Raw genomic sequence first — 25354 nt, forward strand, 5'->3', positions numbered from 1 at the left:
GATCGCTGCATTTGTTTCGTTTTGTTGTTGGTATAAGTCAGTACTCGGCCTTAATAGGTCTGAAATGACTAAATATTAAGCTAATTACTTGAAGTATAGAGAGCCTGGCGTGTACAATAAGAGTATCATTATTAAAAATTGTAATTATAACCGTGAAAGTTGGTTTAAGCAAAAATGAAAAATGAAGCGAAAACCATTTTTTTTAATGGTATAGTTCAAGGTGTAGGTTTTCGACCGTTTGTTTATAAACTTGCAGAAGAGCTGGGGATCAAGGGGTGGGTAAATAACTCAAGTCATGGTGTAACAATCCATGCTGAAGGGAATAAGCTTGACTTGTTTTATGATCGTTTGCTTAAAGAAGTTCCCCCATTAGCAAAGATTGTTACTGCACAAGCTATTGATGTTGAGCCAAGCTATTATAAGACATTTAAAATTGTTGAGAGTAAAGCTGAGTCTAAGGCGGACGTATTAATTTCGCCGGACGTAGCAACTTGTCGAGATTGTCTTGCGGATATGGCGGATTCTAAGAGTCGATTTTATCAATTTTCATTTACAAACTGCACAAATTGTGGGCCTCGTTATACAATCATTTATGACGTGCCTTATGATAGGGCATTAACAACTATGTCAGAATTTCAAATGTGCAAGTCTTGTGAAGAAGACTATGTGAATCCAAGAAATCGGAGGTTTCATGCTCAGCCGATTGCCTGTAATAACTGTGGGCCGAAGTTTCAACTAACGGATGGAAGTGGTCGATCCCTCCCGGGTCTTGGTGTTGATCAATTGTCCCAAGGCGGAATTCTTGCGGTAAAAGGGCTGGGAGGATTTCATCTGGTTTGCGATGCCCGAAACGTTGAAGCTGTACGCCGGCTGCGAGAAAGAAAGGAACGCGGCTCCAAGCCTTTTGCGATTATGGCCAGGTCTATAACAGCTGCTCGCGAGCAGGTAAATGTTCTTATTAAAGAAGAGGAGCTTTTAACCAGCTCATCAGCCCCTATCGTAGTCCTAGAACGAAAACTTGCTTCAAGAGAGGGATTATCGGAGGATATTGCACCCGGTATACAGACTCTGGGCATCCTACTCCCTTATGCCCCAATACATCATCAATTATTTAAGGGTTCATATGACTTTTTAATTATGACGAGTGCTAACCTTAGTGGACGGCCATTGATTTATTCTAATGATGAAGCGTTAGCAGAGTTACAAGGAATTGCGGATTATTTCTTAATGCACAATCGGGATATCTATCATCCTTGTGATGATTCAGTGGTTCAATTGATTGGCGATGAAATTGTCTTTCACCGCAGGGCACGGGGCTATGTCCCTTTACCGATTTTGATGAGCAATTATCAAGTCGAGACTCCCCTCCTTGGTGTGGGGGGCGAACTAAAAAATTCATTTTGCCTTGTTGCCGGGCAGCGGGCTTTTGTGAGTCAATACATTGGGGATATGGAAGGATATGAAAATCTCCAGCGTTTTCATCAGGAATTAGAATCCTTGCAACGAGTCGTTAACATTGTGCCTAGTGCGGTTGCCCATGATAAACACCCAAACTATCAACTTACTAATTTTGCTTTGGAGCAGCCTTGGCCAAAGTGTGCTGTACAGCACCATCACGCACATTTAGTCAGTGTCTTGGGAGAATGGGACAGAACTGAACCTACTCTCGGAGTTATCTGCGACGGGACTGGCTACGGGGATGATCATTGTATTTGGGGATTTGAATTTCTCTATGGGAACTCATCCGGTTATGAACGCAAGGCACATCTGGAGTATTTAGGGTTGCCTGGGGGGGATGCCGGCGCGAAACACCCTTTGCGAATTGCCTATGCCTATGTTAAAACTCTTTTGAGGGGTGAAGCCTGGGAAAAGACTAAACCTTTGTGGAGGTCTCTTGCCAACATGGAACGCCGGATTCTCGACCGCCAAGTTGACACGGGGGTTCAACTCTTTCAAACCTCAAGTGCAGGCAGACTGTTTGATGCAGTCAGTGCCTTAATAGGTGTGTGTACAAAGGTTACTTATGAAGGTCAAGCTGCTATTGAACTGGAAAGTGTTGGAGCTGGTTTTTTGCAGGATCATCTTGAAGGTGAAGAAAGCAGTCAAAAGAATTCTCAAGTCCTTTATTCTTATGAAATAAGAGTAGAGGAGGGGGTTCTAATACTGGGAGTAAGAGCACTTTTTGAAGATCTTATTCAAGATGTTTTACTCGGTGTGAGTAAAGAGGAAATTTCCTATCGGTTTCATATGACAATTGCCCAGGCTATTGTAGATATTGCCCTGCAGCTGGAGGTAGGGGATGGCCCCATGGTTTTAAGCGGTGGGGTGTTTCAGAATAAGCTTTTAACAGAAGCAGTTCTGCGAAACTGTCAGAGACATGGCATAAAGGTCTTGCGTTCTCGAAGCCTTCCTCCGGGAGATGGTGGATTAGCCTTCGGACAGGCATTAATTGCGAATGAGGTGTTATAAATGTGTTTAGCCATTCCTGCTAAAGTAATCATGATTGAGGGATCGATTGCCAAGGTAGATATGATGGGTAATGAACGGGTTGTCAGTATCGACTTGGTTCCAGAGGTTGGAATTGGCGAATACGTGTTAGTTCATGCCGGGTTTGCCATCAGCGTTATTGATGATGAAAGCGCCAAAGAAACGGAAGAACTGCTGCTGGAGGTGGCTAATGCTTATGAAGAGGGGGAGTAGGGAGTCTGCGGCAAAGGCAGGTATACTGCTTGCGGAGATTGAGTCTTTAGCGCAAAGTCCATTTACCATCATGGAAGTATGCGGAACACATACTGTTGCCATAGCTAAAAATGCCATACGTGAGTTGTTGCCGAAAAGTATACGATTGGTTTCGGGGCCGGGGTGTCCGGTTTGTGTCACTTCCAATGGAGATATTGATCGCTATTTGTACTTGGCAGCTCAGAAAAATGTAATAACTGCAACCTTCGGAGATATGATTCGAGTACCGGGCACAGAGAAAAATCTACAAGAGTTGAGAGCTGAAGGAGGAGATATTCGAGTTGTTTATTCAACTCAGGATGCTTTAGAGTTAGCTCGTCAAAATCCCGACAAAGAAGTTGTCTTTCTAGGTATTGGCTTTGAAACCACAGTCCCGACAGTAGCGGTGAGTTTAGAAATTGCTAAACGTGAAGCAATAAAAAATTATAGTGTGTTGTCTATGCACAAAGTAGTGCCCCCTGTTTTAAAGTTATTAGCAGAAGACGAACAATTATTGGTGGATGCTTTTCTTGATCCGGGGCACGTCTGCTCGATTATCGGAATAGAGCCTATAAAATTTATGGCCAAAGATTATGGTAAACCAGGTGTTGTTACTGGATTTGAAGCTTTAGATATCTTAGAGGGGATTGCCATGCTCCTTCGGCAACGTGCTGAAGGTCGCTCAGACATTGAAATCCAATATCAGCGCGTGGCTAAGCCGGAGGGTAACCCCCAGGCCAAGATGTTTATCGAGCGGGTTTTTGAGAGGATTGATGCATCCTGGCGGGGGATAGGAATTATTCCACAAAGTGGTTTGGGTATACGGGCAGACTATAGTCCATGGGATGCTGCTCGGAAATTTTCCTTACCTGTTTTTCAATCTCGGGAGACGCCCGGCTGTCGTTGTGGAGATGTCTTAAGAGGGGTAATCTATCCCACCCAGTGTCCTTTATTTGCTAAGCATTGTACGTCAATGAAGCCTATTGGACCATGTATGGTGTCTACAGAAGGGTCGTGTGCGGCTTATCACCGTTACGCCCAAAGGAGTGTGGATTAGTTGGATCGCATTATGTTGGCACATGGAAGCGGTGGTCGGTTAAGTCATGAATTAATTCTTAATCTTTTTCAGAAACACCTAGGAAATGCTTACCTGAATCAAATGAATGATGCAGTGCTCTTACCGGGATTGGAGCAGATTGCAGTGTCAACAGACTCTTTTGTAGTATCGCCCTTATTTTTTCGGGGTGGAAATATAGGTAAGCTTGCGGTCTGTGGAACGGTCAATGATTTAGCAGTAAGTGGTGCAATTCCGAAGTTTATAACCCTGGCCCTTATTTTAGAAGAGGGTTTACCTATAGAAGAATTAGAACAGATCATTAAAAGTGTTTCAGAGACCGCTGTCGAAGCTGGAGTATTGGTGGTTTGTGGGGATACAAAAGTCGTAGAGCGTGGAAGTGCTGATAGGATTTTCATAAATACAACAGGGATAGGATACGTTACCGATCGTTTAGTGGAACCTAAGCGAATTCAGCCCGGTGATGAGATTATTATTACCGGAACCATTGGGGATCATGGGATTGCAATTTTGTCTGAGCGAGAAGGGCTGGAATTTCAAACACCTGTGCTGAGTGACTGTGCTCCATTAAATAAACTAATAGATACTTTTTATTTGCCCGGAGTTAAGTGCATGAGAGACCCTACCCGTGGTGGTGTGGCGACAACACTTAATGAACTAGCACAACAAGCTGGAGTGGGTATGCTCTTAAAAGAGGAGCTCTTGCCCTTGTTGCCAAGTGTTGAAAGTGCGTGTGAGATGTTAGGTCTAGACCCTCTATATTTGGCAAACGAAGGAAAAGCTTTAGTTATTGTAGCTCCCGAAGTTGCGGACGAAGTGCTTTTAAAGATGCAATCTCATCCTTTGGGACAGAATGCAACTCGTATTGGGATAGTACAAGAAGGAAAGTCGGGGCTCGTGCTTTTGGAAACTTTCCTTGGGGGGAAACGCATCGTCGGTATGCTTGAGGGCGAACATCTTCCCCGGATATGTTGAGAAAGTATGAGGCGGTATTATGCGGATAGCAGTCATCGATGGCCAAGGTGGCGGTATTGGTAAACACATTGTAGAACAATTACGCAAAAAGATTCCGGATCTCAATATTCTTGCCCTTGGTACAAATGCCTTGGCAACCGGTGCCATGCTGCGGGCAGGGGCCACAGAGGGGGCATCTGGGGAGTCAGCGATATGTTATAACGTGGAGCGAGTGGATATAATTATTGGTTCAGTAGCGATTATGATGGTTTATGGTCTATTGGGAGAGATTACGGCAACTATGGCTACAGCAATTTCGGCCAGCAAAGCAGAAAAATTGCTGCTGCCTATTCAACGTGGAAATGTTCAGCTTATAGGTGTCCAGCGCATTCCTCTGCCTCACCAGATTGAAGCTCTGGTAGAGGTAGTAGAGGAACGCCTGAAGGGTTAAACAGGGGACGGTTTACTTGTTAGCTTAAGACGAGTAACCGTCCCCCTGTGATCTCTGTTCGGGGGTGAACGTCTGTCATCTTTTTTACTTAAAAGGGCATACTTGACAAAGGTAATATTGATTGCTATTATCAAAACATAGTAAATTGATATGAAATGGGGTAATTAATATGAGGGTTGTTGACAATATTACAGAATTAATAGGAAAGACCCCTTTAGTTCGTCTGCAACGGATAGTTAAGCCTGGTATGGCTAACGTCTATGTTAAGGTGGAGTTCTTTAATCCGGGCGGAAGTGTCAAAGATCGGATTGCCTGGGGAATGATTAAGGATGCCGAGGAGCGAGGGATACTTCGTCCCGGCGGTACTATAATTGAGCCGACAAGCGGGAATACAGGGATCGGACTAGCCATGATCGCGGCTGCTCGAGGTTACCGCTTGATTGTGGTTATGCCCGATTCCCTAAGTGTTGAGCGACGGATGCTGATGGCTGCCTATGGAGCGGAGTTTATCTTGACTCCCGGAGCGGAAGGAATGAATGGGGCTATCGCCGAAGCTAAACGCCTACTCAACGAAAACCCCGATTATTTTATGCCTCAGCAATTTGAAAATCCTGCTAACCCGGAAGCTCATCGTAAGACAACGGCATTAGAACTTCTTGAGCAATTGAAGGATATTGATGCCTTTGTTGCCGGAATCGGTACCGGGGGTACAATAACCGGAGTTGGAGAGGTGCTAAAAGCTCGTCTGCCAAAAATTCAGATCATCGGAGCTGAACCGGCTTCATCTCCGGTCATCTCTGGTGGGAAACCTGGTCCGCATAAAATTCAAGGAATTGGTGCTGGGTTTATACCGGAAGTATTGAACAAGTCAATCCTAGATCAAGTTATGCAGGTCAGTAATGAGGAAGCCATGGAAACAGCACGGCGTATGGCTCGCGAAGAAGGACTTCTGGTAGGCATATCCTGTGGAGCGGCAGTCAGTGCAGCCCTTCAGGTAGCAGCTACGTTAGGTGAGGGGAAAAACCTCGTTGTCTTAGCTCCGGATACTGGGGAACGTTATTTGAGCACGGAACTATTTAGTAATCGATAGGTAAGGTAAAAGTCCCCTCGTCTAATTTTGGACGAGGGGACTTTTGACTGGCTCTACACGCTTACCTGAAACTTGTCTGAATGACATCATAAATCTTCGGATCTTCAGCACCGAGGTACCAGATAACTATCCCCTTAATATCGTATTTATTTACTAGATCTAAAAGGGGAGCAAAAGAAGTGGCATCTATGAACCAAACTTCATGGACGACTTCATTTGCCCTATAGATAAAATGAGGACCTTGTTGAATATCCTCAATGATGGGAGTATTGTAGCGTCGGGCTGTGGAAAGGGCATAGCTATAAGTTATTCCTCTGCCCACTTGTCCTAGCTCAAGGGGCCAGTCATAACCATAAGTGGGTACCCCGAGAACTATTTTGCTTTTGGGGATCGTAGTAACTGCATAGGCCAGTACTCTATCTATCCAATCGGCAGGGGCGATTGGACCGGGTTCACTACCAGACCAATGAAAGTCATACCCCATTATCCGAACAGCATCCCCTGCTTGGCCGATCCCTAGATAATCATGAGCTTCGGAACCGCTCCAGTCCCCGAATGGATCTGGTTTGGCATGTACTGTTACTATAAGTTGCTTACCTATTGCCGCAAGAGCTATTTTCAACTCCTGAAGAAATATAACAAAGATCTCTCTATCACTTACAAATAAATTCTCATAGTTAATGTCGATACCGTCATAATTAAATTGCCTTAGTAGTTTTACAATATTGTTAACATGGTACTGCCTAATAATTGGGTCGTTAAGCACTGCCGAGATTTGTTCACTACTAAAGGCGTTTGTTATAAGAGGGATTATCTTAATACCCTGTGTCCGGGCAAAGGAAAGTATGGAATTGTCCTCCGCGCCGGGATATTTTATAATTTCCCCGGATGCTTTTACTTCGTACCAAAAGGGAGACAGGTTTTGAAACATGTCGGGGTGATTTTGCACGGATCGAAAGGCCTGAGTTTGAAGCCAATATGGAATCCATCCACCGACTGATCGGATAAGTACAGGTTTTGGTTGAGTTTTGGGAATCAGCATCTGCTGTCCAATTCTTATTTGGTTAGGGTTAACTCCGGGGTTAGCGGCAATTAGAGAGGATAAACTCAAGTTGAACTTTAAGGCGATTTTATAGAAGGTATCTCCAGATTGAACCGTGTATATTTGGTACCCTTGGTCTTTGCTTTGAAGAGCTTGCCAAGTAATAGGTCCTACAACCCCATCGAGTGACAAGCCGCTGTCATTTTGAAACTGAATTACAGCTTGCAGGGTTTTCAAGCCAAATATCCCATCTGCTGTTCCGGGATTGTAGCCTAACCTATGTAATAATGACTGGAGTTCTTTTACTTCAGCCCCTCTTGAACCCCGTTTCAAAGTCGCCAAAGCTGTCACCTCTCTCTTTTAATTTCAGCAAAGAGCATAGAATATCTAACTTAGATATTCTATGCTCTTTATTATTTGGAGGTACATATTTAGCCTAAAAACTCTAACTACATACTAGAGGTTAATAGATGATCAATTTCTCCCCCTAACCTTCCGGAATTTCCTACAGGAGAGAGCCTGGTAGTAGGTCAAATTCGCCAGCGCCGGCGAATTTGACCTGTAGCCTTCATTGCCGGCAGCGAATAGTTTATCTCCATATTCCTTTAAATAGCTGCATCAGCTTGTTGGCTGTGCGCTGGGAATAGCTAGCCGATTCCACCGGCTATTTTCCTCATACTCCATAGGGGAGCGGGGCCTTAGCTTCCTTCAGGCGCCTGCTGATCTCGATGGCACTGGTAAGCATGATTTTAGAAGTATCTTGTTTGATTCTATTAATCTCATTTGCGATGATCAGGGGCGTACGTTCCGTGATGGATTCATCTATTTTGATTCCCGCCTACATGTTAATAGCTTTAATTACAGCATACGCAGACGGACTTCAGATGGTGAAGGCTTGGCTGGCAACATCCCTTAGCTAAAACCACCCGTTCGGACATGGTTTTTCTTTCAGAGAGTAACCTCCTTCATTTCTTTGCCTCGGTGTCTAGCAAAGCAGTACTTAAAAGTTGTAAGACGGAATCGGGTATGATATCATCACAACATAACATATTTTGGTAAGTGGTGGGGGAGTGGATTATGGGAAATATTTTGGCGTATGGGTCACTTTACACTTATCAAGACTACTTAGGATGGCCTTCTGATGAGCGATGGGAAATCATTGACGGTATTGCCTACAATATGACATCTGCTCCATCGTCGAATCATCAGAGGGTTATTCGAGAACTAGCCACAGCCTTTAATGTATTCCTAAAAGGAAAAGGCCGCGAGATTTTCCCAGCGCCCTTTGATGTGCGTCTCTGCGATCAAGAAGAGGATGAACAAAACGTAAAGACCGTTGTTCAACCCGATCTATCTCTTATCTGTAATAAACACTTGATTGATCAACATGGCTGTAAAGGCAGCCCTGACTTAGTCATTGAAGTTACATCGCCCTCTACAATGCAAGTAGATTTAAAGGTAAAATTTCGTCGTTATGAAGTAGCAGGTGTTAAGGAATATTTTTTCGGTTCTAACGGATTAGGTGCATTTAGGATCTGCCATACATTTACGCTTCGGCAGGCTTTTGCGGTAATTTAAAGAGTGATATGTATACTGACAAGTTTTAATATACCTTTACAAGAGAAATTACCCTATGCTAAACTATCTGATAGTGACTAGCATAAGGAGGATTAACAGAATGTCAGGACATTCAAAGTGGTCAAACATTAAACATAAAAAAGGTAAGGCTGATGCTCAAAAGGGAAAAATATTCACTAAGTTGGGTCGTGAATTGTTAATCGCTGCCCGGGCTTGTGGAGGAGATGTCAATGACTTCCGTCTCAAGATTGCCATAGAAAATGCTAAAGCACAAAACCTCCCCAATGAAAACATTCAAAGAGCTATTCAAAAAGGGGCCGGCGGAACAGAAGGTGCAACTTATGAAGAGCTGCGTTATGAAGGGTATGGGCCGGGTGGAGTAGCGATTATGATCGATATCCTAACGGATAATCGCAACCGAACTGCAGGTGAAGTGCGGCATATATTCTCCAAGAATGGTGGAAATATGGGTGAGACCGGCTGTGTAGGCTGGATGTTTGAAGACAAAGGGCAGCTTAGAATCCTGCGTGAGGGGCTAAAGATAACTGAAGATGATTTGATGATGATAGCTTTAGATGCAGGAGCTGAGGATTTTGAATCCGATGAGGAGGGGTTTGTTGTTTTAACTTCACCCCCAGACATGGAGGCGGTACGGCAAACTCTTATTGATCAAAAAATTACTATTGAAGAGTCGGTGCTTAGCCCTATTCCACAGAACTCCATTGAAATTACAGATCCGGATCAAGCCCGTAAGATTGTTAATTTGATGAATAAGTTGGAGGACCATGATGATATTCAGGGGGTTTATTCTAACTTTGAATTAGCAGAAGGGCTTAACTGGTGAGCTGGTAGTTGAACGAGTTCACTTTTTGCAGCGTAAAATTATTAAATTAAGCCCTCTTGGTAAGACTATAGTTATTTAAATTATAGTCAGGAGGGTTTTTTTCATTATGTCAAAGTGGAAAGTCATCAGTTTAGTTCTTGTTATTGGCTTGGCAATTGGCGGCATAGTACCTGCAGCAACTTTTTGGTGGTCTAACAAAGATCAGGCCCATTCGGTGTTGAATACTTTTGATTCGGAACAAAAATTGTCAAGTGAACCTTCCGAAAGAGAAAGCTATCATTTTGGTGTGGAGCAGGGAGTCCTTTCTGTGATCGAAGGAAAACCCGGCGAGAATGGGAATGTTGTCCTCTCAGGCTTATGTGTGGAGTCTTGGCCTAAGGAGATTGTAGAAATGGCCCATAAAGTTGAGTTCTATTCCCTAGATGAAGTTCAGTCATTTATTGACTCGGCAACGGAATCATTATGGCTTGAGTAAAACAGAATAGAGAAGAGAGAAAGGGAATCAGCCGTCTTCTGTCGAAATCTATATGGATGGAAAGGAAGACGTAAATGATTATTTTAGGAATTGACCCAGGAACTGCAATTATGGGGTATGGATTAATTGAGCAAAAGGGTAATGACTTAAGGCCAATCGACTATTCTTGCTGGCGAACTCCTGCTCACACGCCTTTGGCGGAACGGTTGCTAATGCTGTACGAGCAGATTGACCCTTATCTGCGTATGCACACACCCGATCATATTGCCGTAGAAGAGTTGTTTTTTAATAGCAATACTACAACCGCCCTATCTGTTGGGCATGCCCGGGGTGTTGTCTTGTTGACAGGAGCTCAACACAGCATACCAATTTATGAATATACTCCTTTACAGGTTAAACAAGCTGTAGTTGGGTATGGAAGAGCTGAAAAAGCCCAAGTTCAACAAATGGTTAGAGGATTATTAGGACTCAAAGATATTCCGAAACCCGACGATACTGCGGATGCCCTGGCGCTGGCAATATGTCATGCACACAGCTTTTCTTTGAACCAGAAGATTGGAGAGTTTAGATGATTGGAATGTTGCGGGGCAAGGTTTGGGAAATCCAAGGTGAGCGTTTAGTGATGGATGTACAGGGCACTGGGTACCTGCTGACGGTTCCCTATGGACTTTTAGCAAAGATACACCCCGGGCAAGAACTTATCGTCTACACTCACGTGGTTATGCGTGAAGACGATTTATCTCTTTACGGTTTTTCTTCATTTGAAGAGAAACAGCTCTTTCTTCAAATGTTAAGTGTTTCAGGAATTGGTCCCAAAGCAGCTATATCCCTACTTTCAACCTTTGGAGCGATACAGATTGAAAGCGCCATTGCAAGTGAAAATCTTAACTTGTTAACAAAGGTTCCTGGTATCGGAAAAAAGACAGCCCAGCGGCTAATTCTAGAACTGAAAGAGAAATTTAAAGGGCATAATTTAGCTGCTAATGAAAGCGGTTCGTTTTCTGAACCCTTGTCTCAGAGTCACTCTGAAGCTCAGGAAACCCTACTGGCTTTAGGATTTGGCTTGGAGGAAGCACGTCAGGCTCTGAGCCGGGCCTTAAAAGACGGCGGGGAATTGACGACGGAGGAGCAAGTAAAGAAGGCACTGCGTTTTCTCGCCTCCGGGCACTAATGTTGCTTCCCTATTGATTCAAAAATGTGTCCTCTATAGAGATTATTAATATGTACAGAGAAAGTAAAGGTCTCCCAATGTTGTGGAGGCCTTTATTAATGCTAGTCTCACAAGGACGTTAAATCATTTAATTATGCCTCAAAAGCAGGAGATTCAGGGAATAAGAAAGAATTAACATAGTTTGGGTAGTTGCGGGTCTGAATCAAAGGAGTTCCGGTAGAACCGGAGGATTTGCAAACAACCTTGCTCTGTATTATATTAAATTTTGATGGTTGCGAGAGGGGGTTAGAATATGGAAGAACGTCTGGTTGCGCCGCAGGAACAGCCTGTAGATCGCGAAGGAGAGGGATTGCGTCCTCAGCGCCTTAATGACTACATTGGGCAGAGAAAAGTTAAAGAAAATTTAAGCGTTTTTATCCAAGCCGCATCCACTCGCGGGGAAGCACTGGATCACGTTTTATTGTATGGGCCGCCCGGTCTGGGAAAAACAACTCTCGCGAATATTATTGCTGCGGAGATGGGGGTAAGTGTTCGTACCACCTCCGGCCCGGCGATTGAACGTCCCGGTGATTTAGCTGCGATTCTAACCGCTTTAGAACCCCGTGATGTGCTTTTTATTGATGAGATACACCGCTTAAGCAGTGCAACAGAAGAAATTTTGTATTCTGCCATGGAAGATGCATGTCTGGATATTGTCATCGGAAAAGGACCCAGCGCTCGCTCGATCCGCTTGTCCCTTCCACCCTTTACCTTAGTAGGAGCAACGACCCGTGCTGGACAATTAACCTCTCCTTTACGTGACCGTTTTGGGGTTATCAGTCGGTTGGAATTCTATGAAGTCGAAGATTTAAAGGAAATTATTCTCAGGGCGGCGAGTATCCTGCACTTAAGAATTACCGCCGACGGGGCTGAGGAAATTGCCCGCCGTTCAAGAGGCACCCCTAGAGTTGGGAATCGCTTGTTAAAGAGAGTTAGAGATTTTGCTCTGGTTTGGGAAGACGGAACTGTTACTCAGTCTATTGCCAAGGAGGCCCTCAATCGCTTAGATGTTGACCCAGAGGGCTTGGATCAAATTGACCAAAAAGCCCTAAAGACGATTATTAAGACATTTGCTGGTGGACCTGTCGGACTGGATACCCTTTCGGCGACAATTGGAGAAGAGTCGGTTACCTTAGAAGATGTGGTTGAACCATTTTTATTGCAAATGGGATTCTTACAACGTACCCCGCGTGGGCGAGTGGCTACAGCAAGGGCTTATCAGCATCTAGGGTATCCGATGCCTCAGAGTCGTGCCGAAACCGAGCTTTTCCCAGAGTAGTTCTATATGTCACTGACTTGCGAGCATATATGATGAGGAAAAAGGGCAATCTGAGCATAAAAGCAAACTTAAGGGTGTGAAAGCATGCTCCAGATGATGTATCGGTTGCTCTGTTTATGGATAGTATCCTTATTAATCGTGCTGGCGCAGCCCGCACCTTGCACCGCAAAGATGATCTCAGTTGAGCTTGTCTGGAATCTTAGCCAAGCGGGGTGGATCCAGGTAGACATTGATAAAGGGGATTATCTGCTTAAATTAGGGAATGAGTCCTATAAGTTTCCCGCTGGCTCGACTCTTCAGGTTGGTTGGGGAGGGTGGACTCCCGTCTTGAGGATAAACCATGAAGAGTTTAGAGTAATTGACGGTTCTTTGTTAGAAATTATCGCACTTAACTCCGGGAGTCTACGGATTAAAACTCCTGAGGGCAAAGCGGCAAGCTATCGTGGGGGATTACAACTTAATTGGCAAGATAGTCATTGGCGTCTGATTAATCAAGTTGACAGTGAAGACTACTTAAAAGGGGTAGTGCCAATTGAGATGAGCAACGAGTGGGCTAATGGAGGTCTTGAGGCCCTTAAGGCTCAGGCTGTAGCAGCCAGAACTTATCTTGTTAGACAGCTAAGTAATAGCAAGCTAATAACAGATTCGCCGGATATCCATCAAGCCTATTCAGGTTTAAGTGTAGAAGGAGAGGCCTCACAGGCAATCGAAGCAACGCGAGGGGAAATCCTTGTAGATGCCCAGACTAAGCAACCCATCGATGCCCTCTACTCATCACATAGTGGCGGGCATACCGAGGATGCTAAAAATGTTTGGGGAAATGCAGATCTCCATAATATATCCCATCCTGATCCTTACTCGAAAGGAGTTGGAGGTGCTGTCAATCATTGGAGATTTATCGTATCTGCGCCTCTCCTGGGTTCAACATTTGGGCTAGGCCCTGTACGAGAAGTAGAACTTAATAAGTTCCCTTCAGGAAGGGTAAAAAATGTAAGGCTGGAAGATGAATTCGGTCAGGCCACGATTGTTAAAGGCAGAGCATTTGTCCAAGCTTTCTATCCTTTTGGTCAACCGATACGAAAAGAAGCTTTTTTAGGAAGTTTATTTGAGGCTAAGACAGTTGTTTCAAACCGTAGTTTATCTAAAAAATCTATATCTGATGGGCCTTTTAACTCTGCTGGATATTCTGGATTTCTGGATTTAACAAAGCAGCCTGATGAGGGGCAGGGGCCATTATTGTCTAAAATCCTCAGTTCATCATTAGGAACTAACGATAAACCTCAGCCCTATGCAGTCTTTATTTTTGAAGGGCAAGGTTGGGGACATGGGGTAGGAATGTCACAATGGGGTGCTTATCATATGGCCCAATTAGGTTTTAAATATCAAGAGATATTGACTTATTATTATAACAATGTTCTTATATCCAAAGTATAGATGACTGTTTCAGTAAGTCATAATGAAGGAGCAAGAAAGATTGAATGTCTCAGATTTTGATTTCGAATTACCTGAGGACTTAATTGCCCAACATCCGGTAGAGCCTCGGGATACTTCCAGGTTAATGGTTGTTAATCGCGAAAGTGGAGAAATAGCACACCACACTTTTAGGGATTTGAAGTCACTATTAATCAAAGGCGATGTCCTTGTATTAAACAATACCCGGGTTATTCCTGCACGGTTGATCGGGGAAAAAGAAGGAACTGAAGTAAAAATTGAAGTTCTCTTGCTTAAGAGACTTGAACTTGATGTATGGGAGGCTTTGGTTAAACCCGGAAAGCGTCTTAAGATCGGGCAAAAAGTAAGCTTTGGAAACGGAATATTAGTCGGAGAACTCCAGGAAATTTTAGCGAATGGGAACAGAAGGATTCATTTCAGTTATTCAGGAATGTTCGAAACTATACTCGATGAGCTGGGGCAAATGCCCCTTCCACCTTACATAACTGCTCAATTAGAAGACCGAGAGCGCTATCAGACGGTATATGCCAAAGAGAGAGGATCTGTTGCAGCCCCCACAGCTGGGTTGCATTTTACCCCTGAGCTCTTAGATGAACTCCGGATGAAGGGAGTGGAAATTGTTGAGATTCTCCTTCATGTTGGCTTAGGAACTTTTCGCCCGGTGAAAGTGGAGGATATCAGCGAACATGCCATGCATTCAGAGTACTATCGTGTTGAAGTTGAAGCAGCGGAGCAAATTAACCGAGCCAAATTAGAGGGGCGTCGTGTCATCGCCGTAGGGACAACCGCAGCACGAACCTTAGAATCTGTGGGACATAAGGGGAAGGTCACACCCGGTGAAGGGTGGACGGATATTTTTATTTATCCAGGTTATTTGTTTCAAATTGTAGATGTCCTTCTGACCAATTTTCATTTTCCAAAGTCTACTTTGGTCATGTTGGTTAGTGCCCTGGCGGGGAGAGAACTAATCTTAAAAGCCTATGAGAATGCTGTTCAGGAGAGATACAGATTCTATAGCTTTGGAGATTCTATGCTTATATTATAAAGCCCGATGCAATTGGCCAGAGGTTCGGGATGCTTTTTAAATTTAAGAAGGAAGTGAATAGGTTTGGCTGCCGTATATTTGGAAATACTTAAGGAAGATTCTCGAACGAAGGCTCGTTTAGGTAAGCTGCATACACCTCACGGAACTATAGAAACTCCCGTATTCATGCCGGTTGGAACCCAAGGGACTGTGAAAACTATGACCCCGGAAGAGATCAAAGAAATCGGGGCTGGAATGATCTTAAGTAACACGTATCATTTGTTCTTGCGCCCGGGGCATGAATTGGTTCGAGAGGCAGGGGGGCTTCATCGCTTTATGAACTGGGATGGGGCAATTCTTACCGACAGTGGCGGTTTTCAAGTGTTTAGCTTAGGAGATATGCGTACTATAAGAGAAGAAGGGGTTGAATTCAGATCACACATTGATGGATCTCGTCAATTCCTAAGTCCCGAAATATCAATGCAGGTTCAAATGTCTCTGGGCTCTGATGTGGTAATGGCTTTTGATGAGTGCGCACCTTATCCGTGTACTCATACATATGCTAAGGATTCTTTGGAAAGAACCACGCGCTGGCTTAAGCGTTGTAAGGAAACTTTAACTACGACGGATAAACAATCCTTGTTTGGGATTGTTCAAGGAGGTATGTTCGAAGATCTGCGACGACAAAGTGCGGCAGAGATCACGGAATTAGATTTGCCGGGCTATGCTATTGGGGGCTTAAGTGTCGGAGAACCCAAGGATATTATGTATGAAGTGTTGGACTATACCGTTCCTTTACTCCCGAGAGAAAAACCCCGCTATCTAATGGGTGTAGGATCACCGGATGCACTGATTGAAGGTGTTATGAGGGGAATCGATATGTTTGACTGTGTGCTGCCAACCAGGATTGCCCGGAATGGGACAGCACTGACTCGTTTTGGCAAAGTAATTGTTCGGAATGCAGGATCTGCTCGGGATTTTGGGCCCATTGACCCATCCTGTGATTGTTATACCTGTCGGAATTATTCTCGTGCTTATATCAGACATCTGCTCAAAGCAGAAGAAATTTTAGGCCTTCGCTTAATGAGCATTCATAATCTGCGCTATCTCCAGATCCTAATGCATGAAGTTAGGGAAGCAATTAAGGAAGACCGTTTGCCGGAATACCGGGAAAAGTGCTTTTCTGATTATGGGTATGAATAACAAGAAGTGCGCAAAAGCGGCTTATATTTTTAGTAATTCGGAAGGATTTTTGCTATGATATGGTGAAGTAGTTTAGGAGATAAATAAAGGAGGAATATAAGTTGAATCAATCTACCTTAACTTTAGTCCTGTATTTTGTGGTCTTTTTTGGGATAATGTACTTTCTCATGATTAGACCGCAACAAAAACAAGCTAAAAAGCGTCAGGAATTAATGAATAATCTTCGCACCAGAGATCAGGTAATTACAACCGGTGGGATCTATGGTAAAATCACAAAAGTCAAAGAAGACTCTGTAATGTTGCTTATTGCTGAAAAAGTAGAGATAGAGTTGGCCAAAAGTGGCATAGTAAGTGTAGAGAACCGTGATATTGAGTTAGAAAAGGACAAGTAGTTTATTCTATTAGTAGATTTAAACTTAGTAAAAGCAAGAATAGGCAAAAGCAAGTGGCAAGACCACTTGCTTTTTAAGCTTATACTGTACATAACTGTAAACGAGGTGAACACTGTGCCCTTCTATAAAGATCCCAAAAATAATGAAGAAATGTATGAAGAGCATGTGCGAGCAGATTTAAATCACTGGGTTAGGAAATTGTTGCAAAGGCCGGGCTTGGTGGAACGAACCTCAAAAGTCATTCAAACCAAGGTAAATGACAAAATAATACCTCAAAAAGTCCATACTGTAATTACCGCGACTGTTAAAGGATTGATTAAATCCGTGGTCTTTGGACTTGAGTATGTACCCAATAGTCCCACAATTTATGGAATAAGCTTACGAGAACGCGACTTGAAGGCCCAGGGCCTCTTAACCAAATATCGAAAAATTGCTGCAGCAGAAGGGGCCGGAACCGGTGCAGGCGGCTTTACATTAGCGGTAGCGGACTTTCCGGCTCTTATCGTAATCAAAATGAAATTTCTTTTTGAGTTAGCGCATATTTATGGGTTTTCTACCGAAGATTATCGAGAGCGTCTATTCTTGTTATATGTTTTTCAACTGGCATTCTCAAGTCAAGAGAAACGCCCCGAACTTTATAATGTCATTCTAAATTGGGATAAGAACATAGGAAATTGGCCGGTGGAGAAAGAAAGTTTGCAGCAAGTTAATTGGGAACAATTTCAGCGAGAGTATCGAGATGCCATTGATTTCCGAAAAACACTTCAGCTCATACCTGGTTTGGGTATAATTGTGGGGGCCTGGGCAAATTATGGGCTATTAGACGATTTGGGAATTGTAGGTATCAATTGTTATAGAATGAGAATTTTGGGAGGGGTTAAACTTTGACAAAGGTCACTCTGCAAGAAATTAAAGCGGATCCTTATGTACAAGCTCTTATTGATGCCGGAAACCGCCATCTTGCGGCTATAGGCTATACAGAGCATGGACTAAGGCACGCCGGCCTGGTCTCTCATATTGCGTCAAATATTTTAGAGAAAATGGAGCATTCCGATAGGGAGTGTGAACTGGCTGCTATTGCCGGCTATCTACATGACATTGGAAATGCCGTGAACCGTGTGGATCATGCTCACTCCGGGGCAATTCTGGCGGCAGGAATATTGGAACGCCATAAGATGAATCCCGAGGAAATCGCAATCATTATTGGGGCAATTGGAAATCATGATGAGCAAGATGGTAACCCGGTTAATGTTATTTCAGCGTCCTTGATTTTAGCTGATAAATCAGATGTTCACAGATCCAGAGTAAGAAATTCAGAACCGGTAAAGTTTGACATTCATGATAGAGTTAATTATGCGGTTAAGAAATCCTTTCTGCGTGTTTATCCAAAAGAACGTATTGCTTTAGAATTAACAATTGACACGGAAATTTGTCCGGTTATGGAATACTTCGAGATATTTCTGGCACGGATGCTTCTTTCCCGCAAAGCTGCGATTTTTTTAGAGACAAAATTTGAATTAAAGATTAACGAGGTAAAGCTACTCTAATAGTGAATTTTCTGTGGCATTCCCTAATTTTCTCAGATTACTGGTTATCGAAGATTGACATTGCAAACTTGAAGGTTCTATAATGGAGTTTGGCATGGGCAAGTCCCATAACAATAAAAGGGAGGAAGGCAGATGAGACGGGGAAACATCATCAAACTGATAGTGCTGGTGCTTCTTGTAGCGGTAGCTACAGGTTTATCGATTAAGCCCCTTGTGGATCCCGTAAATGGAATCCCGTTGGGACTTGATCTACGCGGCGGGGTACATCTAGTACTTCAGGCAGAGCAGGATAAAGAAGGCAATCAAATTACGAATGACGATATTGACAAAGCGAAAGCGATTATTGAGAACAGGGTTAACGATATGGGAGTTTCCGAACCCATCGTTCAGGCAGACTATGGTAAGAAAAGGATTGTTGTTGATTTAGCAGGTGTTACAGATCCGGATAAGGCAGTTAATATCCTTAAAACTACCGCTAAATTAACCTTCAGAGATGCTCAAGGAAAGGTTCTCTTGCAAGGAGACGATTTAAAAGATGCCAAGGGCGGACAAGGTCAAGGCGGACAAGGGTATGTGGTAAATTTAACCTTTTCCTCTGAAGGGGCGAAAAAGTTTGGTGATATAACAACCCAGTTAGTGGGGCAGAGACTAGGTGTATATCTTGATGAGGAACTCTTGACCAATCCAACCGTTAACACACCGATTCTTAACGGTCAAGCAGAAATTACCGGCTATGCTACTTTAGATGAGGCAGCTGCTGATGCAGTTCTCATGCGTTCAGGATCGTTGCCTGTGAGCTTAAGTATTGCTGAGAAACGCCAAGTGGGAGCATCTTTAGGTGTAGACTCGTTAAACAAAAGCATTCATGCAGGTATTTACAGTTTGATTTTTATATTTCTCTTTATGTTGATTTACTATCGCTTGCCTGGTGTTGTAGCTGATTTTTCGCTAATAGTATACGGTCTTATTGTCTTATGGGCCTTTTGGGGGTTCAAGGTGGTATTGACTCTTCCGGGTATTGCTGGTTTCATTCTCTCTATTGGAATGGCTGTAGACTTTAATATCATTATATATGAGCGGGTAAAAGAAGAAATCCGGGCAGGGAAATCGATTCGAGCCGGTGTGGAGTCTGGGTTTAGCCGAGCTTTTATAACTGTTATTGATGCCCACGTCACGACTCTTATCGCAGCGTTTACTCTTTATCTCCTCGGGAGCGGTTCTGTTAAAGGATTCGCATTAACCCTGGGTATCGGGATTCTTGTTAGTTTATTTACTGCGATTACCTTTACTAGGCAGGTATTACGCTGGGTAGTGGGAATTAGCCCTAAAATGAAAACATTCTGGTTTGGTGTTAGGGGGGATGTGTAATGACGAAGACTGGACATTCAGCAACCTATGAAGAGGTTCAGAAGTTACATCCACTTTATTTTAATATTGTAAGAAGACGGTTTTGGTGGTTCGCAATCTCTCTTTTAATTATTATCCCGGGGATTATTTCCTTGTTCCTCCAAGGGCTGAATTTGGGGATAGATTATACTGGTGGAACGATGCTTGATATAACCTTTAATAAGGCGGTGACGCAAAGCGCGATATCAGATACCATGAAATCTGTTGGGTTGGAAGGGCCTGTACAGTTGTCCAATGGTGAAACAACTGCCTTAATCAGAACTGAAGCCCTCGAAGAAGATAAACGAAGTGAATTGCTGAACGCCTTAGAGACTAAGGTTGGGGCTTTTGACAAAGCGTCCATAAAAGAGGATAAAGTAGGCCCTGCTATGGGACAAGAATTGACCAGAAATGCTATATATGCCTTGATTATTGCCATGGGAATGATGATCCTCTATATTACTATTAGATTCCAGTTTGTCTTTGCTATCTCTGCGATATTAGCTTTGTTACACGATGTTTTTGTGGTTGTCGGGGTTTTCTCGCTGTTTCGCTGGGAAATTGATGCAACCTTTGTGGCTGCAATCTTGACTATTGTTGGTTACTCCATTAATGATACAGTGATTATTTTTGACAGGATTCGGGAGAATGAACCCAAGATGAGGCGGGGAGACAGTTATGAGGATATGGTGGACAAATCTGTTTGGCAGACTATGCGTCGGTCAGTTAATACTGTCATAACTGTATTAATTTCTCTGTTTGCGGTATTTATCCTAGGTGGAGAATCGACAAGAATGTTTTCTTTAGCTATGTTGATAGGGGTGTTTTGTGGAGCCTACTCCTCAATTTTCATTGCTAGTCAAATACTTGTCGAGATAAAAAGACACATGAAGAAAAAGCCTCGCTCAGGTGGTAAGGTGGCTCAAGCCACTACAAAATAGTTGTTCGTATTTAAAGAGATCTCAAGCTAAGCTTTGGGATCTCTTTTTCTTAAGAAAATGAACTACATTTTCATCCCACCCTCTGAACAGGCAGGTTCATGGAAGTTTATATAGAAATAAAGTTTTAGTAAAGGATATAAGACTGATGAAATTAAGAATATATGTTAGAATAATTGCGACAAGTAATTTTGTTTAAATATCTCAAGCAAAGGGAGCTAGCGCTGTGAACAAAATTGTGAAAAAGCTATTATTGGTGGTCTTTTTTCTGATTGGACTTGGCATTAGTGGTTGTAGTGATGAGAAAGCTTCAAATGTCACTTCTCAGTCTACACTATCCTTCGATGAATCTAGTTTGGCTAAGATTGAGTCATCTAATATTACCGCCAAAGTACAAGATCTTCGGGAAGTTCAACAAATACCGGTTCTTTATTATCATTCAATTATGTTGGAGGAAGGTAATGAAGTAAGAATGCCTCCCGAACAGTTTGAAGCACAGATGTCCTACATGCGAGATAAAGGCTATGAGAGTGTTAGTCTGAATGAATTATATAATGCCTTTTATAACAATGAAATTCTCCCTCCTAAACCCTTTGTGATTACCTTTGATGATGGTTATGAAGATAATTATACAAATGCGTTTCCTATTGTGGAAAAGTATGGGTTTACAGCTACAGTGTTTATGGTGTCAAGTTATATTGATGGAGATGGTTTTTTATCCTGGACACAGCTTAGAGAATTAGTGGCAAATGAATGGGAAGTTGCTGGACATACTGTAAGTCATCCCTACTTATCTCAATGTGATAGAAAAGCTTTATTTAATGAACTTTTAAGTTCCAAGGAAACTCTCGAAAAGGGTCTTGGTCAGCCGATAAAATTTTTTGCCTACCCATACGGAGATGTCAATGAGGATGTGGCGCAGGCGGTTAAGGATTCAGGTTATGTGATGGCCTTCACTACAAAACGGGGGTGGGTTGACCTCAGTCTCGATAAATGGCACCAGAAACGTGTTTATTGCTTTGCTAATATGGGACTAAACGAGTTTTCTCGACGACTTCAGGATTCAAACTACTAAGTGTGCTTAATGGACCCAGCTTTTGATGAAATCAAGCATAGATTAGAGGTAACGCTCCCATTTATTTGGAGAGGGTTATTTTTTTGATTTTATATGGAAAATATTAACACAATATCTGTTTTTTACATATCTTACTGTGAGCCCAAGAAAATAGAATATATTGGAATAAGGAGGTAGCTAATATGGCATATGGTGTTGGAGCAGTTGAAGGTGTAGAAGGTCTTGGATGTGGCAGTGGACCTAATTTCTTACCGGGAATTGCTGTAGTTGTAGTAATTATCCTCTTGTTAATTGCAATGGGTATAGTTTTCTAAATAAAGATCTTTTAACTTCTAAAAAATGAACTATAAGGAGGAAATACAATGTACGGATTTGGATTCGGCGCAGGAGCAGGTGCAGGTGCAGGATATGGCGGGCCATGCTGCCCAGTTACCCCAGTTGCCCCAGTCGCCCCAGTTGGCGCTGGAATTGGAGTAGGAATTATCGCAATCGCTATTCTAATCTTAATTGCTTTAGGCGTTATCTTTTAATAGTCCAGGCAAAAGACTCTAAACTTCGGTGGCGAAGCCCACAATAGTGAAAGCCTGATAGTGGGCTTCGCCAACCACAAAATACTAAAGGATAATTTAGGCGATGAAGGGCTCTACACTCATCGAAGCAGAACATGGATGCCCACTAATTGAGTGGGAGTTTTGAAACTGGATAAGGGAGGTCATAAGTATGTTTGGAGCAGGTGCAGGCGGATTAGGTGCAGGGATTGCAATAGTAGTCGTTATTATTCTTTTGCTTATTGCAATGGGAATCGTATTCTAAGTCAATTTTAGTAGTTTAATATATTGAGGAGGAGATATTATGTACGGATATGGTGTTGGAGCTGCAGGTTATGGAGCGGGCGTTTGTTGTCCAACCGCTGCCCCAGTTGGTAGTGGAATTGGAGCAGGTATTATCGCTATCGCAATTTTAATCTTAATTGCCTTAGGAGTAATATTCTAGACAAAATTGTAATTAAAGGAGGTCAATAATATGTTTGGAGCAGCCGGAGTTGGCACTGGATTAGGTGCAGGAATTGCAATCGTTGTTGTAATCATTCTTTTGCTTATCGCAATGGGAATTGTATTCTAATATCGTTTAGCATTTAAGTTGACATTTGGAGGTGAAGTTCATGTACGGATATGGTGCTTGCGCTGGCGCAGGTGGATATGCTGGTGCTGGAATTATAGCTATTGCCGTTTTGATTCTGATCGCTTTGGGAGTTATTTTCTAAGTAAATATTGCGTGTCTTTATGACCCCTGTTGATGAGGGGTCTTTTTTTGTTTTGAAATCCATAGCGCAGTCTCTTCACGCCATACTAGGTTACAGCAGGGGAAGTGGAGTAGTGTTATTGTTGGTTCATTATGTGTAGTCAGCACGAAAATAGATAATGGCACCGGCATATTGCTGCAGCGCCATTATCTCAGAATTTCTAAAAAGTCAACATAGTAAGTCTAGATAAAATTTATTAGTGTTAATTTATAAGATTAAAGTTTGAACAATATAAGAGGATTTACCCTAAGTTTTACTGCCTACCACCACCAACGACGAAATCCCCACCAAGGACCGAAGCCAAACCAGGGGCCGAAGCCAAACCAAGGGAAACCCCAACGTCCCCACCACATAGCAAAAACCTCCTTTAAATATCGAAATAATTCTCTCGTTTAGGTTTGAATTAGATCTACCTTGATACAGATTATGTAGATAGGAATATCTCCGTTACCAATATATGGGTAATTTTTTGAATAATATATCTTAGTATTAATTTGGATTAAGATTAGGTTGGTAATTGATGGGATATACTAATACGAACAAACAGTGGGGGGAAAGAGCTCTTGGGATTTATACAACTAGTTCTATTAGAGGGGATACTTCTTATCTGTGCAGGAATGATTTTCTTTGGAGGAATCTGGGGAACCTTTGCTGCAATAGTGGCTTTAAGCGGAATAAACCTTCTTTCTTATGATGTACCACAGTTTTGGTATTGGGAAATTCCACTAATAGTCGGTGGGCTTCTGGGAATTTTACTTCTGTTTACGGTTGGAAAGAGAGCAAATAAAACTCAAATTGTAGGAGGGCTTGTAGGAGGGCTAACAAGCTTAGTTATGTTTGGTGCCTTTGCAACACCTATTATTGCTATACTGCTATGGGCTTTAGTTTTCGGCACCGGGCTTATTCCTAAAAGTAAGAAGAGTCAGGTATTATGGAGCTTTGCTCCGACAATTTTAAGAATAATGTTAGGAATATGTGGGATTATTTACGGAAACATTCTCACTCCTTAGAGGAAATATACATTATTTTGATAGAATAGGGAGACTAAACAAAGCCTTGCTATTATGTATTTTTTTTGTTATCTTATACATAACTTATTATGTCAGGCATATAGCTGGGCTTCAGCTTTGGGGCAGCGGAGTAATCTGCGGGACTACCTTATTATAAGGGGTCCTATTTTTATGTAGTTTGATTCTTTAGCATCTCGTTTACTGAAAGAATTGATGAGGAGAGTTTGTCATGAATGAGAAGACAAAGGTCGCCACATTATCCGTCGTTTCAAATATAACATTGACTTTATCTAAGGTTATAATCGGCTTTCTTAGTGGCTCCGTTAGTATCTTGTCAGAAGGAATTCATTCGGGTATTGATTTAATAGCGGCCATTATTGCTCTTTTTGCCGTAAAGGAATCCGGGAAGCCTGCAGATTCATGCCATGCTTATGGACATGGAAAAATCGAAAATGTTTCGGGTACGATTGAAGCTGCGCTAATATTTGTGGCAGCACTAATGATAATCGTTGAAGCGATTCAGAAAATCAGAGAAATCCTTAGCGGCAGTGGAGGCCATGTTTCGGATTTAGGGCTGGGATTAGGTCTGCTAATCATGGCCGTCTCGGCGGTTATGAATTTCATTGTATCTACATGTCTGATGAGAGTTGCGATAAAGACCGATTCAGTAGCTCTTGAAGCAGATGCCTTACATTTACGGACAGATGTCTATACGTCTCTAGGGGTCTTATTAGGATTACTAATTATAAAATTTACTGGGTGGATTATAATTGACCCCATTATTGCACTTGGAGTTGCCTTTATGATTATACGAGCAGCGATTGACCTTTCCAAAAAGGCCTTTGCACCGCTAGTTGATGTTAGCTTGCCTGACGAAGAGCGAAGGATTATTGCTGAAGTGCTCCAACTATATGAGAAAGAATTTGTTGAATTTCATAAACTACGGACCCGTAAAGCCGGAGCAGAACGGCATGTTGATTTGCATTTAGTTGTTGCCAAATTTACCCCTGTGGTTGACGTTCATGAACTCTGTGATAGGATTGAACAAGAGATTAATGAGAAATTATCGATAACTTATGTCTTGATTCATGCGGAACCATGTAGCACCAGAGAGGAAGAATGCCCTGTTGAGAATGGGGTGACTTCTACCTGTCAGCGCTGCGGTTACAGACCCCGAAGGAGTAATCTGAGGTCAGAAGTTCGAGATAAAGAGAGATAAGTGAGGCATAATTGTGTAGAGTTGGTTCGGCCATCACTTTGAACAATCATCGGTGGGCTGGTCGTCCATTGATAATGGTTGCTGCAATT

Annotated in this window: 28 protein-coding genes and 1 pseudogene; 27 read left to right on the forward strand and 2 right to left on the reverse strand. The window is 42.7% G+C overall.

Annotation, left to right across the window (positions count from 1 at the left end; all coding sequences use genetic code 11):
* Positions 1-174 precede the first annotated feature (174 nt).
* From hypF to cysK, 6 genes are all read left to right on the forward strand, one after another.
* Positions 175-2469 (forward strand): carbamoyltransferase HypF, encoded by a 2295-nt coding sequence (hypF, locus tag DESMER_RS04400; protein ID WP_014901858.1) that lies wholly within the window; start codon positions 175-177, stop codon positions 2467-2469.
* Complete coding sequence (locus DESMER_RS04405; RefSeq protein ID WP_014901859.1) at positions 2470-2700, forward strand: HypC/HybG/HupF family hydrogenase formation chaperone; 231 nt, start codon at positions 2470-2472, stop codon at positions 2698-2700.
* On the forward strand, positions 2678-3775 hold the full coding sequence (hypD, locus tag DESMER_RS04410) for a hydrogenase formation protein HypD (RefSeq protein WP_014901860.1): 1098 nt from the start codon (positions 2678-2680) through the stop codon (positions 3773-3775). The genes DESMER_RS04405 and hypD overlap by 23 nt, the downstream gene beginning before the upstream one ends.
* Entirely contained in the window at positions 3776-4768 is a 993-nt protein-coding gene (gene hypE, locus DESMER_RS04415) for a hydrogenase expression/formation protein HypE (protein ID WP_014901861.1), read from the forward strand.
* 19 nt (positions 4769-4787) lie between these two features.
* Positions 4788-5198 carry a DUF3842 family protein gene (locus tag DESMER_RS04420; protein ID WP_014901862.1) on the forward strand — a complete coding sequence of 137 codons (411 nt, stop codon included), beginning with the start codon at positions 4788-4790 and terminating at the stop codon, positions 5196-5198.
* Between the two features lie 169 nt (positions 5199-5367).
* Positions 5368-6288 carry a cysteine synthase A gene (cysK, locus tag DESMER_RS04425; protein WP_014901863.1) on the forward strand — a complete coding sequence of 307 codons (921 nt, stop codon included), beginning with the start codon at positions 5368-5370 and terminating at the stop codon, positions 6286-6288.
* 61 nt (positions 6289-6349) lie between these two features.
* On the opposite strand, the gene DESMER_RS04430 is transcribed toward cysK, so the two are convergent.
* Both DESMER_RS04430 and DESMER_RS24255 read right to left on the reverse strand, forming a co-directional pair.
* Positions 6350-7672, reverse strand: a complete 1323-nt coding sequence (locus tag DESMER_RS04430) for a glycosyl hydrolase family 18 protein (protein ID WP_014901864.1) — start codon at positions 7670-7672, stop codon at positions 6350-6352.
* A gap of 171 nt (positions 7673-7843) precedes the next feature.
* Positions 7844-8156 (reverse strand): annotated as a pseudogene (locus DESMER_RS24255) (DUF3102 domain-containing protein); the annotation flags it as partial.
* Between DESMER_RS24255 and DESMER_RS23720 the strand changes: the two are divergent.
* The 21 genes from DESMER_RS23720 (at position 8095) to DESMER_RS04525 (ending at position 25265) form a co-directional block, all read left to right on the forward strand.
* Positions 8095-8250 carry a hypothetical protein gene (locus DESMER_RS23720; protein ID WP_158405956.1) on the forward strand — a complete coding sequence of 52 codons (156 nt, stop codon included), beginning with the start codon at positions 8095-8097 and terminating at the stop codon, positions 8248-8250. The pseudogene DESMER_RS24255 and the gene DESMER_RS23720 sit on opposite strands and share 62 nt — an antisense overlap.
* A gap of 157 nt (positions 8251-8407) precedes the next feature.
* Positions 8408-8908 carry a Uma2 family endonuclease gene (locus DESMER_RS04435; protein WP_014901865.1) on the forward strand — a complete coding sequence of 167 codons (501 nt, stop codon included), beginning with the start codon at positions 8408-8410 and terminating at the stop codon, positions 8906-8908.
* A gap of 100 nt (positions 8909-9008) precedes the next feature.
* Positions 9009-9752, forward strand: a complete 744-nt coding sequence (locus DESMER_RS04440; protein ID WP_014901866.1) for a YebC/PmpR family DNA-binding transcriptional regulator — start codon at positions 9009-9011, stop codon at positions 9750-9752.
* Positions 9753-9858: 106 nt separating this feature from the next.
* The gene (locus DESMER_RS04445) at positions 9859-10227 is read left to right on the forward strand and encodes a hypothetical protein (protein WP_014901867.1); all 369 of its coding nucleotides are present in this window, start codon (positions 9859-9861) and stop codon (positions 10225-10227) included.
* A gap of 74 nt (positions 10228-10301) precedes the next feature.
* Complete coding sequence (gene ruvC, locus DESMER_RS04450) at positions 10302-10799, forward strand: crossover junction endodeoxyribonuclease RuvC (protein ID WP_014901868.1); 498 nt, start codon at positions 10302-10304, stop codon at positions 10797-10799.
* Complete coding sequence (gene ruvA / locus DESMER_RS04455) at positions 10796-11398, forward strand: Holliday junction branch migration protein RuvA (RefSeq protein ID WP_014901869.1); 603 nt, start codon at positions 10796-10798, stop codon at positions 11396-11398. Before ruvC ends, ruvA begins: the two co-directional genes overlap by 4 nt.
* Positions 11399-11690: 292 nt before the next feature.
* Entirely contained in the window at positions 11691-12716 is a 1026-nt protein-coding gene (gene ruvB / locus DESMER_RS04460; RefSeq protein WP_014901870.1) for a Holliday junction branch migration DNA helicase RuvB, read from the forward strand.
* An 84-nt stretch (positions 12717-12800) separates the two neighbouring features.
* Complete coding sequence (locus DESMER_RS04465; protein WP_014901871.1) at positions 12801-14150, forward strand: SpoIID/LytB domain-containing protein; 1350 nt, start codon at positions 12801-12803, stop codon at positions 14148-14150.
* Positions 14151-14190: 40 nt separating this feature from the next.
* The gene (queA, locus tag DESMER_RS04470) at positions 14191-15213 is read left to right on the forward strand and encodes a tRNA preQ1(34) S-adenosylmethionine ribosyltransferase-isomerase QueA (protein ID WP_014901872.1); all 1023 of its coding nucleotides are present in this window, start codon (positions 14191-14193) and stop codon (positions 15211-15213) included.
* Positions 15214-15276: 63 nt separating this feature from the next.
* Positions 15277-16395 (forward strand): tRNA guanosine(34) transglycosylase Tgt, encoded by a 1119-nt coding sequence (tgt, locus tag DESMER_RS04475; protein WP_014901873.1) that lies wholly within the window; start codon positions 15277-15279, stop codon positions 16393-16395.
* A 101-nt stretch (positions 16396-16496) separates the two neighbouring features.
* A complete protein-coding gene (yajC, locus tag DESMER_RS04480; protein ID WP_014901874.1) occupies positions 16497-16787 on the forward strand; it encodes a preprotein translocase subunit YajC in 291 nt (96 codons plus the stop codon).
* Positions 16788-16901: 114 nt separating this feature from the next.
* Positions 16902-17675 (forward strand): EcsC family protein, encoded by a 774-nt coding sequence (locus DESMER_RS04485; protein WP_014901875.1) that lies wholly within the window; start codon positions 16902-16904, stop codon positions 17673-17675.
* Positions 17672-18334 carry an HD domain-containing protein gene (locus DESMER_RS04490; protein WP_014901876.1) on the forward strand — a complete coding sequence of 221 codons (663 nt, stop codon included), beginning with the start codon at positions 17672-17674 and terminating at the stop codon, positions 18332-18334. The genes DESMER_RS04485 and DESMER_RS04490 overlap by 4 nt, the downstream gene beginning before the upstream one ends.
* Positions 18335-18466: 132 nt before the next feature.
* Positions 18467-19702, forward strand: a complete 1236-nt coding sequence (gene secD / locus DESMER_RS04495) for a protein translocase subunit SecD (protein WP_014901877.1) — start codon at positions 18467-18469, stop codon at positions 19700-19702.
* Positions 19702-20661 (forward strand): protein translocase subunit SecF, encoded by a 960-nt coding sequence (gene secF, locus DESMER_RS04500; protein ID WP_014901878.1) that lies wholly within the window; start codon positions 19702-19704, stop codon positions 20659-20661. Before secD ends, secF begins: the two co-directional genes overlap by 1 nt.
* 223 nt (positions 20662-20884) lie before the next feature.
* Positions 20885-21733, forward strand: a complete 849-nt coding sequence (locus DESMER_RS04505; protein WP_014901879.1) for a polysaccharide deacetylase family protein — start codon at positions 20885-20887, stop codon at positions 21731-21733.
* A gap of 182 nt (positions 21734-21915) precedes the next feature.
* Positions 21916-22047, forward strand: a complete 132-nt coding sequence (locus DESMER_RS24625) for a hypothetical protein (protein WP_014901880.1) — start codon at positions 21916-21918, stop codon at positions 22045-22047.
* 48 nt (positions 22048-22095) lie between these two features.
* Positions 22096-22263, forward strand: a complete 168-nt coding sequence (locus DESMER_RS23905) for a hypothetical protein (RefSeq protein ID WP_014901881.1) — start codon at positions 22096-22098, stop codon at positions 22261-22263.
* A 322-nt stretch (positions 22264-22585) separates the two neighbouring features.
* Positions 22586-22726, forward strand: a complete 141-nt coding sequence (locus tag DESMER_RS23910) for a hypothetical protein (RefSeq protein WP_014901883.1) — start codon at positions 22586-22588, stop codon at positions 22724-22726.
* Between the two features lie 873 nt (positions 22727-23599).
* Complete coding sequence (locus DESMER_RS04520) at positions 23600-24046, forward strand: hypothetical protein (RefSeq protein ID WP_014901886.1); 447 nt, start codon at positions 23600-23602, stop codon at positions 24044-24046.
* Between the two features lie 229 nt (positions 24047-24275).
* Positions 24276-25265 carry a cation diffusion facilitator family transporter gene (locus DESMER_RS04525; protein WP_014901887.1) on the forward strand — a complete coding sequence of 330 codons (990 nt, stop codon included), beginning with the start codon at positions 24276-24278 and terminating at the stop codon, positions 25263-25265.
* Positions 25266-25354 lie beyond the last annotated feature (89 nt).

Source organism: Desulfosporosinus meridiei DSM 13257 (assembly GCF_000231385.2).
Taxonomy (GTDB): Bacteria; Bacillota; Desulfitobacteriia; order Desulfitobacteriales; family Desulfitobacteriaceae; genus Desulfosporosinus; species Desulfosporosinus meridiei.